Origin of the sequence: Corynebacterium sp. H78 (genome assembly GCF_037572275.1) — a bacterium.
GTDB lineage: Bacteria > Actinomycetota > Actinomycetes > Mycobacteriales > Mycobacteriaceae > Corynebacterium.
In genome coordinates this window covers 971,621-984,242 of sequence record NZ_JBBHKX010000002.1, presented here as the reverse complement: position 1 = coordinate 984,242, position 12,622 = coordinate 971,621, and the positions used below count along the sequence as shown (strand labels likewise).

Sequence of the window (12,622 nt, the reverse complement as noted above, 5' to 3'; positions counted from 1 at the left end):
CGTGCAAGGCTAACTAGTTTCTAGCTGTTTTCTAGCCTTCGGTGTGCTCCAGCAGACCTGCGTTGATTTCGCGCAGCGCGATGGAGAGTGGCTTCTCAGCCACAGCCGGCGTCACCAGCGGACCTACATACTCCAACATGCCGTCATCGAGCTGCTGGTAGTAGTCATTGATCTGGCGAGCGCGCTTCGCAGCGAAAATCGCGAGGGCGTACTTCGACGATGCCTTGTCCAGCAATTCATCGATTGGTGGGTTGGTAATACCAACTGGCGGGTCAAAGACTGCCTCAGTGGTAGTGCTGTCCTGGGTCACGTAAACGATCTTCCTGAACTAGAAATTAATAAGAATGAGAAATTGGCTAGAGCCGTGATATCAAGTGTATCCCTGTGAACTCCAGCCCAAAATAGTCCGCGTCAGTTCGAACCCGTCAGTGCGGCTGCGATAGCTGCAACTGCATCGTCAACATTGTCATTGACCACGACGGTGTCGAATTCTCCTTGGGCATCCATTTCGGTGCGTGCGGTTTCGAGACGCCGAGCGATATTCTCTGCCGATTCGGTACCACGTCCGGTAAGACGCTCGACCAAAATGTCCCAGCTAGGTGGGGCCAAGAATAGCAAATGTGCATCTGGCTGAGCCTGACGAATGCTGCGAGCACCCGCGAGATCCACCTCCACGAGAACAGGACGGCCTTGCGCCAATGCATCTTCTACTGGCTGTCTCGGTGTGCCTGAACGCTGCAAACCACCATGAATATCAGCCCACTCCAGCATCTCATCGTTGTCGATGCGATCCTGGAAATCATCAGCACTGACGAAGAAATAGTCGCGTCCTTCAACCTCTCCCGGTCGAGGTGACCGGGTAGTCATAGAAACGCTGAAATACAGCCCCGGAACTTCGGAACGAAGCCGGCCAACAACGGTTGACTTCCCGACTCCGGCAGGACCCGCAAGTACCACGAGCCTGGCAGATTCAGTCCCGGTCATATTGCCTAGTCCTCGACGTTGTAGCCGAAACGCTCCAGCAATGCACGACGCTGGCGGTCGCCCAGACCACGCAGACGACGGGTCTGTGCGATCTCGAGGTCAGTCATGATGTCCTGGGCCTTGACCTTACCCACCTTTGGCATTGCCTCAAGCAGTGCCGAGACCTTCATCTTGCCGATGATCTCGTCTTCGTCAGCCTGCTTCAGGACCTCTGGCAGATCGGTTGCGCCACGCTTCAGCTTGTCCTTGAGCTCTGCACGGACCTTGCGAGCCTGAGCTGCCTTTTCGAGGGCTGCTGCACGCTGCTCTGGGGTCAACTGCGGAAGGGCCACGGTTCCTCCGTTATTTCGTAGGTTAATTGGTCGGTATAAAAAGCTACCGGTTCGATGATTAGTCGAACTGGAGGGTGACCGTACACGAGAACGATTGAGGTTTGTCAATCACTCGCGGTGACACACCAGAAAAGTGAAATATATTTCACCGCTTCGGGTGGTGCCACCTGCGTGAACAGGTCAGCTTTGGCGATTGTAGCACCCAAATGCCAGATAATTCGAAACAAGTAAACGACCCCAGCCTGTTTGTATCCAATTTGAATACCTGCAGGTGGGGCCGTTTCGCTCTGAACGACACGGATCGTAGCGTCGCTACGGGTGTTCATGGTTTACACAGGGAACTCCGAAGCAATCCGCGCAACGGCTTCCCGAAGCGCCTGAACACTCGGTCCAGTCTTCAAAATCCCACGTGAGACGCTTGGCAGAGCTAACCGAGCAGACGCTCCCACCAAACGGTTCACATCCTCCGCTCCGGCACCCTGTGCACCCACACCAGGCAACAGAATCGGACCTGACAGCTCGTCCAAATCGGGCGACTCCACCAGGGTTGCACCAACGACGACACCCACTGATCCAGCACGCGCGCCGGCCGCCATCGACCGCTTGTTAACACTCGATGCCGAATCGACAATCAGCTGTGACAGGGAGCGCTGTTCCCCATCTTCCCGCGTGACGACGGCTGTCTGCACACTGGCACCCTCTGGATTTGAGGTGGCAGCCAGAACAAACAGACCACGGCCTGTCGCTTCAGCCATCTCGAGGGCAGGATCCAGGGATCCGAATCCGAGATACGGAGACACAGTGACGGAGTCCGCAGCCAATGGCGAATCGTCGGAAAGCCAAGCCTGAGCATAAGCAGCCATGGTGGACCCGATGTCGCCTCGCTTGGCATCAGCAAGAGTTAACGCTCCACCGGATGAGAGATCGGCTAGTGCTTGCTCCAGCACTGCGAAACCACCGGAGCCGAAGGCCTCGAAAAAGGCGACCTGCGGCTTCACCAATGCTGCGGTATCGGCAAAGGCCTCTACGCAGGTGTTAGTGAAGGTCTTCAAGCCGTCAACATTGACTGGAAGTTCCCATGCCTCGAGGAGACTTGGGTGTGGGTCAATGCCTACGCACAGTCGACCACGCTGCTCGGTAGCGTCAAGCAGCCGATCGCCGAACGGAGCACGAGGTGTACTCATCACTTACCCCTTGAGCGACTGCAGCTGCTGCAAAGCGCGGACAGTAACAGTGTCGTTAGTGATGGCCGAGATGCCCTGAACAGCGGCGACAGCTCCCTGAACAGTGGTTACACAAGGAATGCCCATCTTCACTGCTGCTGCACGGATCTCATATCCGTCAGAGCGAGCACCTGCAGAACCGGAAGGAGTATTGATGATCAGGTCGATTCCACCGTCCCGGATGATATCCACGATGGTTGGTTCGCCTTCCACCTCTGATCCCTGAGCCGTCTGCTTATTGACGACCTCGCAGTCGATACCATTGCGACGCAGCATGCCTGCCGTGCCGTGCGTAGCGACGATGCGGAAGCCCTTCTCTGCCAAACGCTGGATTGGGAAGACCAAGGTGCGCTTGTCGCGGTTAGCGAGCGATACGAAGATTGTTCCCTCGGTCGGCAGATCGCCGAACGCTGCCGACTGCGACTTCGCGAAGGCAGCTCCAAAGTTATCGGCGAGACCCATAACTTCGCCGGTGGACTTCATCTCTGGGCTCAGCAGGCTATCGAGAGCCTTACCATCGAAGCCCTGGAAGCGATTGAACGGCAACACTGCTTCCTTGACTGCGATTGGAGAGTTCTCTGGCAACGAGCCACCATCGACGCCCTCTGGAATCATGCCTTCAGCGCGCAGTTCCGCAATCGTGGCACCCATCATGACACGAGATGCAGCCTTGGCCAGCGGCACAGACGTTGCCTTCGAAACGAATGGCACAGTACGAGAAGCACGTGGGTTGGCTTCGATGACGTACAGAGTGTCGTCCTTCAGCGCGTACTGAACGTTCATCAAGCCCTTGACACCGATGCCATGAGCCAAAGCCGCGGTGGATTCACGAACAAGGTCGATGATGTTCTCACCCAAGGTCATTGGTGGCAGCGCACATGCGGAGTCACCGGAGTGAATGCCAGCTTCTTCGATGTGCTCCATAACGCCACCGAGGTAAACCTCAGTTCCATCGCACAGAGCGTCGACATCGATTTCGATGGCGTTGTCCAAGAAGCGGTCCACCAATACTGGGTGCTCGCTGGACAGTTCCGTTGCGCGGTTGATGTAGTCTTCGAGAGTTTCCTCGTCGTAGACAATCTCCATGCCTCGGCCACCAAGAACATACGAAGGACGAACCAACACTGGGTAACCAATGCCTGCAGCGACTTCGCGTGCCTCTTCGAACGAAGTTGCCGTGCCAAACTTTGGCGCTGGCAGACCAGCAGCTTCCAGGACCTTGCCGAACTCACCACGGTCTTCTGCAAGGTCAATAGCCTGTGGCGACGTACCGACGATTGGCACACCAGCAGCTTCAAGACGCTCGGCGAGACCCAACGGAGTCTGGCCACCCAACTGGACGATGACACCTGCGACGGTGCCCGACTGTGCCTCTGCGTGGTAGACCTCCATGACATCCTCGAACGTCAGTGGTTCGAAGTAGAGGCGGTCGGCGGTGTCGTAGTCAGTAGACACGGTCTCTGGGTTGCAGTTGACCATGACGGTTTCGTAGCCCACTCGCGACAGCTCGAGTGCTGCGTGGACACAGGAGTAGTCGAACTCAATACCCTGGCCGATGCGGTTCGGACCCGAACCAAGGATGATGACCTTCTCGCGCTCGGTCTGTGGTGCCACCTCAGACTCTGCGGCGGAATCAAGCTCATACGCCGAGTAGTGGTACGGCGTCTTCGCTTCGAACTCAGCGGCGCAGGTATCAACAGTCTTGAATACAGGGTGAATGTTCAGACGCCAGCGCAGCTGACGAACGCCCTCCTCGCCTGCCATCTCTGGACGAAGCGCCGCAATCTGGGCATCCGACAGACCCCAGTACTTTGCTTCGCGCAGTAGTGCCTCATCGACGACCGGTGCGTCGAGAAGCTGTTGACGAATGTCCTGCAGGTTTTCCATCTCAGCGATGAACCATGGATCCAGTCCGGAAGCTTCGTGGATCTGCTCGATTGATGCGCCGAGGCGCTGTGCCAACTCGACGTCGTAGATGCGGCCTTCGGTTGGTCGCTTGAGGTCTTCCAAGACAGCGTCGAGGTCGTTGGCGCGCTCGCCTGCGAAGGACTCGTCGGATGCGGTCCAGAAACCGTTTGGCTTGTTCTCGAGGGAACGCATGACCTTACCCAGCGCACCGATGTAGTTGCGCCCGATGGACATAGCTTCACCGACGGACTTCATGGTGGTGGTCAAGGTGTCGTCGGCGCCGGGGAACTTCTCGAAAGCAAAGCGTGGAGCCTTGACGATGACGTAGTCTTCGACAGGTTCGAATGCAGCAGGCGTAGCACCAGTGATGTCATTGGTGATTTCGTCCAGCGTGTATCCGATTGCCAGCTTCGAAGCGATCTTTGCGATTGGGAAGCCAGTTGCCTTCGATGCCAGTGCCGAGGAACGAGAGACGCGAGGGTTCATCTCAATGGTGATGATACGGCCATCGCGTGGGTTCACAGCGAACTGAATGTTACAGCCACCGGTATCGACACCGACCTCACGAATGATGGCGATACCCTGGTCACGCATGGTCTGGTACTCACGGTCGGTCAGGGTCATGCCTGGTGCAACAGTGACAGAGTCACCAGTGTGGACACCCAGTGCATCCACGTTCTCGATGGAGCAGATCACGATGACGTTGTCTGCACTATCGCGCATGAGCTCCAGTTCGAATTCCTTCCATCCGAGGATGGATTCTTCGATGAGGACGTTTGCTTCTGGAGATGCAGCGAGACCGCCACCTGCAATGCGCTCCAGGTCTTCCTGGTTATATGCAAGACCAGATCCGAGGCCACCCATAGTGAATGATGGGCGGACAACAACGGGCAAACCAAGCTCGGCGACAGTTTCGTGGACTTCCTCCATGCTGTGGCAGACACGGGAACGAGCGGACTCGCCACCGATCTTGGTGACGATGTCCTTGAACATCTGGCGATCTTCACCGCGCTGAATAGCTGGAATATCAGCGCCGATGAGCTCGACTCCGTACTTTTCCAACACGCCTTCGCGATCAAGCGCGATAGCTGCATTCAGAGCAGTCTGGCCACCGAGGGTTGCCAAAACAGCATCGATTGGGTGGCCTTCAGCCTTCTCCTTCTCGAAAATCTTCTCGATGTAGGAGGTTTGAATTGGCTCGATGTACGTTGCATCAGCGAACTCTGGGTCCGTCATGATGGTTGCAGGGTTCGAGTTCACCAAGGTGACCCGGAGTCCCTCTTCCTTCAGTACGCGGCAAGCCTGGGTACCGGAGTAGTCGAATTCACAAGCCTGTCCGATAACAATCGGGCCAGAGCCGATGACCAGTACGTGATTAATGTCTGTACGACGTGGCATGGTGTTTTGCTCTAGCCTTTCCTAGTTCTCGGAGTTCTTGGTCGATGCGATGAGCGTCATGAAGCGGTCAAATAGATTGCGTGCATCATTCGGACCAGCTGCGGACTCCGGGTGGTACTGCACCGAGAATGCCTTACCGTTCAGCAGGGATACGCCCTCGACGACGTCGTCGTTAAGGCAGGTGTGGGTGACCTGTGCTGGGCCCCAAGGTGTCTCAAACGTCTTGCCAGCTTCACCTTCGAGCGCGAAGCCGTGGTTCTGCGCGGTGATGTAGATGGTGTCGTCAGTGTGATCCTTAACAGGCACGTTGATACCGCGGTGTCCAAAGCGCATCTTGTAGGTGTTCATACCGAAGGCGCGGCCAAGGATCTGGTTACCGAAGCAGATACCAAAGAGTGGCATATCGTCGTTCATGACGTCCATTGCTACCTGCACCATTTCATCTGCAGTTGCGGGGTCGCCTGGGCCGTTCGACAGGAACACACCGTCTGGGGAGTAATTTTCCTTGATCTCCTTGTACGGAGTATTGGCAGGCACCATGATGACCTCTGCGCCCCGCTTAGCTAGCTCGCGTGGGGTGTTCTGCTTGATGCCCAAGTCATAGGCAACAATGGTTGCCTTCTTTTCGCCTTCTGGCTTGACGACGTAAGCTTCGTCGCACGTAACGTCTGCTGACAGGTCTGCGCCTGCCATGGATGGCTGCGACTTAACGATCTCGACGAGTTCTTCGACCGGCTGTGTTGCAGCTTCACCGCTGAAGATGCCGGCTGCGATCGAACCATTGTCACGAAGATGGCGAACCAGAGCACGAGTATCGATTTGGCGGATACCAACGATGCCCTGTGCCACCATCTCGTCAACCAGGCTGCGCTTAGCTCGCCAGTTGGAAACCGTACGAGACAGGTCACGAATGACGTAGCCAGCTACCCAAATCTTTCCGTCACGAGACTCAGAGTCTTCGTCGTTCCAACCGGTGTTACCGATCTGCGGGGCAGTTGCCACCACAATTTGACGGTGGAAGGAAGGGTCGGTCAGTGTTTCCTGGTAACCGGTCATTGCAGTCGTAAAGACTGCCTCACCGAGCGTCTGCCCGGTTGCGCCGAATCCACGGCCTCGGAAAACTCGGCCATCGGCTAGGACCAGTACGGCGGGAGTATTAGCCCCTGCTGGCTCTTTACTCACTTCACTGCCTTTCTGCATTGGGGTTTCAAGTTCGGTGGTGCGAACACCATCGTTAATGTTTGTGGAAGAGGACGACGAACTCACGCTTCGACCTCACCGTCGAGTGCAGTGACTCGGCCACGCAAAACTGTAGCGGCCACAGAAACTGCCATCTCCATAGATTCGTAGGGCGTGTTGGACGACTTCGATGCGAGCTCTTCTCCAGATACCGTCCACTTCTTGCCTGGGTCGACAACCGTCAAGTTGGCTGGCTCGCCAACTGCGATTGGCCGACCATGGCCAGGAAGCTTCACGATCTCAGCGGGGCGTTCACTCATTACCTTGGCCAGCCAGCGCCAGTCACATGGTCCGTTCAGGACGAACTGTTCAGCGATGATTGGCATTGAGGTTTCAAGACCGAGCATGCCGGGCTTCGCGAACTCGAACTCGCAGCACTTCTCTTCAGAGCCGTGTGGCGCATGGTCGGTGGCTACACAGTCAATGGTGCCGTCGATTAGGGCTTCGCGTAGAGCGATAGTGTCGCGATCCTCGCGAAGCGGTGGATTGACGCGGTACACACCATCGTAGGTTTCCAGCACTGCATCAGTGAGAATCAAGTGGTGTGGGGTCACTTCCGCCGTCAGCGGAATATCGTGTTCCTTAGCCCACTTCACTAATTCGACCGTGCCTTCCGTTGAGGCATGGCAAATGTGCATGCGCCCGCCGTAGTCACGGGCCATGATGGCATCACGCGCAACAATGGACTCTTCCGCAACGCGAGGCCATCCCGTCAACCCCAACCGAGCAGCTGTTGCGCCCTCGTGTGCACTTGCATCCGCGGTGAGGCGTGGATCCTCGCAGTGCTGTGCAAGCAATACGTCTTCGCCGCGGGCGTACTCAATTGCGCGACGCATGATGAGTGGATTATCTACGCACTTGCCATCGTCAGAAAACATGCGGACCTTGGCCTGAGAGTCAGCCATCATGCCGAACTCGGTCAGGTTCTGGCCCTGCAGCCCCTTTGTGATAGATCCAACCGGGTGGACATCGCACAGCCCCAGGGCCTGTGCCTTTAGCCAGACTGATTCAGCGATCGACGGATCGTCCGTCACTGGCGAGGTGTTGGCCATGGTGAATACGGCGGTGAAGCCTCCGAGCGCGGCAGCTGCCGAACCCGTAGCCAGAGTTTCAGTATCTTCGCGTCCTGGTTCCCGCAGATGTACGTGAATATCAACGAGACCTGGCAACAACACGAGCGAATCAAACTCAAGAATGCGAGCTTCTTCGCTAGATGCAGCGACATCAGCGCCGATTTCGGCGATAACACCGTCCTTCACTAGGACGTTGACGTCGTCACCTTCGCCGTATGGGCGCACACTCTTTAGCAAGAGCTCGCCGGTCGCTGGTGCTGCAAGCGGACCTACTGGTGGAAATTCTTTGTCGCTGTGATGTTCAGTAGTCACTTTGCATGTCCTTCCGAGGAAGACTCGATACCAGCTGTGAGCAGTGTGAACAGGACCGCCATGCGGACATGCACACCATTAGATACCTGCTGCAAGACAGCTGTGCGTGGCAAATCTGCAACGTGGTCGTTGATTTCCATGCCACGCAACATTGGACCAGGGTGAAGCACAACGCAGTCGTCGCGAAGCATCTTTTCCCGAGCGCGTGACAACCCATAACGGGTGGCGTACTCGCGGTGAGATGGGAAGAAACCACCGTTCATGCGTTCCTGCTGGACGCGGAGCATCATGACAGCGTCGGCATCGGGAAGCTCAGGCTCCATGCGGTGAGCAACCTGAACCGGCCAGGTCTCGACGCCAAAAGGCAACAAGGTCGGCGGTGCCACAAAGACAACCTCGGCACCGAGCTTGCTGAGCAAATCAGCGTTCGACCGCGCCACGCGCGAATGCAAGATATCGCCAACCAGGACGATCTTCCGGCCCTTGATCTCGCCCAGGCGTTGACGCAACGTCACTGCATCGAGCAGTGCCTGCGTTGGGTGCTGGTGCTTACCATCGCCAGCGTTGATCACCGATGGGCCGTTGCCGAACTCATCGGTCCAACCGGCAATCAACTTTGCGGCACCCGAAGATGGATGCCTTACGACGATCGCGTCGCCGCCAATCGCATCCAGGGTCAACGCGGTGTCCTTCAGGCTTTCGCCCTTCTTCACAGACGAAGACGATGCCGAAATATTGATGACATCGGCGCTCATCCACTTACCTGCGGTTTCAAATGACGCGCGGGTGCGAGTGGAATTCTCGTAGAACAAAGTAAAAATGGTACGACCTCGCAGGGTCGGCAGCTTCTTGATTTCGCGACCCGCAAGGGCCTCTCGGAATCGATCTGCTTCATCCATCAACTGAATGATTTCGTCCTGCGACAAATCAGCAATGCTGAGCAAATGCTTCACTTTTTACGCTCCGCCCCTAGTGAGGATGACGGAATCGACGCCATCAATGTCCTCTACAAGTACCCGGACGTCTTCACCACGCGCAGTAGGCAAATTCTTGCCGACGTAATCAGCGCGAATTGGCAGCTGACGGTGGCCTCGATCAACCAAAACCGCGAGCTGAATAATGTCTGGTCGACCAATATCGTTCAATGCATCTAGTGCAGCGCGGATGGTACGACCCGAAAAAAGTACGTCATCAACCAGGACAACAATGGTGCCATCAATACCTGCAGCAGGAATGCGCGTAGGCAATAGAGCTCGGTGTGGTCGATCCCGCAAGTCGTCTCGGAACAATGTGATGTCCAGAGAACCAGTCTCAGGGCGTACGCCCGAATATGTCTCGATACGTTCCGCCAGCCTCTCGGCCAATGGAACGCCACCGGAAGGAATACCCAGCAAAACAACGCGTTTTGCATTCGTTCCATCCAGAGCAGTCTTCTCGATGATCTGGTGCGCGATGCGCGCAACGGTCCGACTAACTTCTTCTGCATTCAACAATTCAGTTGAAGTTTCCGGAATCGTGCTGTCGCTCATCGTGACCTCCTTCCCCGCCTCTCAGTGCGGTCCGTTAAAGGATGTCCCGTGTGGACACGGATCCGAAAACAAGAATACCACCCGAGCTCCCAATCCCTGAAGGGACTCGGCGCGGGTGGTATCAAGAGTTCTACTCGCGTGACGACGAACTAGTCGTTCTTCTCCTGCTCTGAAACTTCTGCTACAGCGTGCTCGGGGGTGGCTTCGCCGTCCTGAATAACTGGTTCTGCAGAATCTGCTGGAGTTTCCTCAGTTGGAGCCTCCACCACGATCGAGCTCACGGCAGCTGCAGCCAAACGTGCCTGATCTGCAATATCAGCCTCAGCATCAAGAACAGCATTGATGTATGGCGGAGCAACATCAGTGGAGTACTCCGAGGCCAATTCAACGCCCTCAACCACTGCGACGCGAGGTGGGACCTCAGAGTTGAAGAACAGTTCCCAGGTGCTCACCCGCAAAATGGCACGGTCAACCGCCGGGATTCGGCGGAGTGGCCATTCATCCGTCAAATACGACGCAATTGTCTCGTCGATTGTGACCAGTTCAGCAGCCACGCCACGTGCGATCGTCTCGGCGTATTCCGGAACCGGGTTTACACCCGATTCTGGGTCGCGTGCCATGTCCAGGCGCTCGTCGACAAGCCTGTTGATGTCAACGCCACGCTGCTCGGCTTCGAAAAGCAAGTCAACGGCGCGACGACGCGCGCGGTAGCGGGAACCATGACGCTTGTAGTTGGTTTCCCGCTTACCCTTGGTGTCCTTATCGGTCATTGAAAATCAGATTCTGCTTTCAACCGAGATGGGTTAGTTGTTGACGCGAGTGACGTACGAGCCGTCGCGCGTGTCGATCTTCAGGATGTCGCCGGTCTCGATGAACAGTGGAACCTGAACCTCTGCGCCGGTTTCCAAGGTAGCTGGCTTGGTGCCACCGCTGGAACGGTCGCCCTGCAGGCCTGGGTCGGTGTGCTGCACTGCAAGCTCAACAGCGACAGGCATTTCCGCGAAAAGAACCTGACCTTCGTGGAAAGAAACCTGTACCTGGGTGTTCTCGATCAGGAAACGAGCACCCTCGCCCATGAGAGCTGGAGCAACGTTGATCTGGTCGTAGGTCTTGTCATCCATGAGGACGAAGTCTTCGCCTTCGCGGTACAGGTAGGTCATGTCGCGGCGGTCGACCGTTGCCACATCGACCTTGACACCTGCGTTGAACGTCTTGTCGGTGACCTTGCCGGTGACGACGTCCTTCAGCTTCGTACGAACGAATGCTGGACCCTTGCCCGGCTTAACGTGCTGGAATTCAACGATCTGCTGCAGCTTGTTGTCGATCTGCAGCACAAGGCCGTTCTTAAAGTCAGACGTGGATGCCACGGAATCTCCTGTAAATGATCTAAACGCGAGTATTGACCTGTTAACGATACCCCTCAAGCGGTTCGACTTGAAATGGCACGCCGAATCCTGTGGACATTTATCCACATTTGCCCAGGTGGGTGGTCGCTACTCCGTGGTCTCTACTTTGGAAATTCCGTGATGATCTCGGGTACCCCATCAGTAATGATGAGTGTGTCTTCAATGCGTACGCCACCCATATCCGGTACATAAATCCCCGGCTCAATTGTGAGCGTTATACCTGGCTCCAGCGTGCCACTCCCCGACATTGCAGCAAATGGAGCTTCGTGGACATCAATACCAATGCCATGTCCAGTCGAATGAACGAAGAATGCTCCGTACCCGGCCTTGTCAATCACGGAACGGCTAGCTTTATCTACGTCAACAAGTGCAGTTCCGGCTCGTGCTGCGTCTATACCGGCACGCTGCGCCTCCAGCACAATGTTGTAAATCTTCCGCGAAAACTCACTTCCAGATTCGAAGCCACCGACAATGAACGTGCGCGTCATGTCAGAGTTATAGCCACCGGCAAACGCTCCGAAGTCAATGGTGACCAGGTCGCCGTCGACAAGCTTTCGGTCTTCAGCGCCGTGATGTGGGCGCGCGGAATTCGGTCCAGAAGCCACAATGGTGTCGAAGCTAGGCCTGTCCGCGCCCCGAATCCGCATCCGGTATTCAAGTTCCGCAGCAACTTCGCGCTCGCTCTTGCCCGCGACAATCAGATCCGCAACTACCAGATCGTGGAGAGCCTCTACTGCAATCGATGCCGCGTGACGCAGTGCGTGCAGTTCAGCTGCGTTTTTCACTTCCCGAAGTTTTTCCACCACCCCGGTGGTATGAACCAGTTCGGGCTTGACGACGTCTTCTCGTGCATCAGCATCTACTGCGGTGGTGAGCTTGGCAAGCTCTGCGACGCTGACATGCGCTGCTTCGACACCGATGCGACGTGGCGTGGCTGATGTGGTGTCGCCGAGGAGCGTTCCAATCAAGGCAGCTGCGCACGCTCGAGCTCGAATCGATGGAACATCTGGTGCTTGAGCTTTGACTTGTTCTGTATAGCGACCATCAGTTGCGATCGTCGCAGTGCCATCTGCCGTGCATAGCAACGCAGCATTGGAACTTGCGAAGCCTGTCAACCATTGAACATGAGTAGGCAAGCTGGTGATGAAGCAATCACAGCCACTCTCGGCCAAGGCTGCTGCAAGTCGGGATCGTCGTTCAGCGTGGACTGAGCTCATA

12 protein-coding genes are annotated in these 12,622 nt (G+C 56.3%); all 12 read right to left on the bottom strand.

Features of this window, described 5'->3' with window-relative positions; genetic code table 11:
- Positions 1 to 31: 31 nt before the first annotated feature.
- Positions 32 to 310 carry a DNA-directed RNA polymerase subunit omega gene (gene rpoZ, locus WG934_RS05600; protein WP_339978381.1) on the bottom strand — a complete coding sequence of 93 codons (279 nt, stop codon included), beginning with the start codon at positions 308 to 310 and terminating at the stop codon, positions 32 to 34.
- A 101-nt stretch (positions 311 to 411) separates the two neighbouring features.
- Entirely contained in the window at positions 412 to 984 is a 573-nt protein-coding gene (gene gmk / locus WG934_RS05595) for a guanylate kinase (RefSeq protein WP_339978379.1), read from the bottom strand.
- A gap of 5 nt (positions 985 to 989) precedes the next feature.
- A complete protein-coding gene (gene mihF / locus WG934_RS05590) occupies positions 990 to 1,316 on the bottom strand; it encodes an integration host factor, actinobacterial type (protein WP_339978378.1) in 327 nt (108 codons plus the stop codon).
- A gap of 329 nt (positions 1,317 to 1,645) precedes the next feature.
- Positions 1,646 to 2,500: an orotidine-5'-phosphate decarboxylase gene (gene pyrF / locus WG934_RS05585; RefSeq protein WP_339989046.1), complete on the bottom strand. Its 855-nt coding sequence runs from the start codon at positions 2,498 to 2,500 to the stop codon at positions 1,646 to 1,648.
- 3 nt (positions 2,501 to 2,503) lie between these two features.
- Positions 2,504 to 5,845 (bottom strand): carbamoyl-phosphate synthase large subunit, encoded by a 3,342-nt coding sequence (gene carB / locus WG934_RS05580; RefSeq protein WP_339978374.1) that lies wholly within the window; start codon positions 5,843 to 5,845, stop codon positions 2,504 to 2,506.
- Between the two features lie 21 nt (positions 5,846 to 5,866).
- Entirely contained in the window at positions 5,867 to 7,045 is a 1,179-nt protein-coding gene (gene carA / locus WG934_RS05575) for a glutamine-hydrolyzing carbamoyl-phosphate synthase small subunit (protein WP_339989259.1), read from the bottom strand.
- A 62-nt stretch (positions 7,046 to 7,107) separates the two neighbouring features.
- Complete coding sequence (locus WG934_RS05570) at positions 7,108 to 8,469, bottom strand: dihydroorotase (protein WP_339989044.1); 1,362 nt, start codon at positions 8,467 to 8,469, stop codon at positions 7,108 to 7,110.
- Positions 8,466 to 9,422, bottom strand: coding sequence for an aspartate carbamoyltransferase catalytic subunit (locus WG934_RS05565; protein WP_339978370.1), 957 nt, complete (start codon positions 9,420 to 9,422; stop codon positions 8,466 to 8,468). The genes WG934_RS05570 and WG934_RS05565 overlap by 4 nt, the downstream gene beginning before the upstream one ends.
- Before the next feature lie 3 nt (positions 9,423 to 9,425).
- The gene (pyrR, locus tag WG934_RS05560; RefSeq protein WP_339989042.1) at positions 9,426 to 9,998 is read right to left on the bottom strand and encodes a bifunctional pyr operon transcriptional regulator/uracil phosphoribosyltransferase PyrR; all 573 of its coding nucleotides are present in this window, start codon (positions 9,996 to 9,998) and stop codon (positions 9,426 to 9,428) included.
- 149 nt (positions 9,999 to 10,147) lie between these two features.
- Positions 10,148 to 10,768 carry a transcription antitermination factor NusB gene (gene nusB / locus WG934_RS05555; protein ID WP_339978366.1) on the bottom strand — a complete coding sequence of 207 codons (621 nt, stop codon included), beginning with the start codon at positions 10,766 to 10,768 and terminating at the stop codon, positions 10,148 to 10,150.
- Between the two features lie 33 nt (positions 10,769 to 10,801).
- Positions 10,802 to 11,365 carry an elongation factor P gene (efp, locus tag WG934_RS05550; RefSeq protein WP_339978364.1) on the bottom strand — a complete coding sequence of 188 codons (564 nt, stop codon included), beginning with the start codon at positions 11,363 to 11,365 and terminating at the stop codon, positions 10,802 to 10,804.
- 140 nt (positions 11,366 to 11,505) lie between these two features.
- Positions 11,506 to 12,621, bottom strand: coding sequence for a M24 family metallopeptidase (locus WG934_RS05545; RefSeq protein WP_339989040.1), 1,116 nt, complete (start codon positions 12,619 to 12,621; stop codon positions 11,506 to 11,508).
- Position 12,622: the final 1 nt, after the last annotated feature.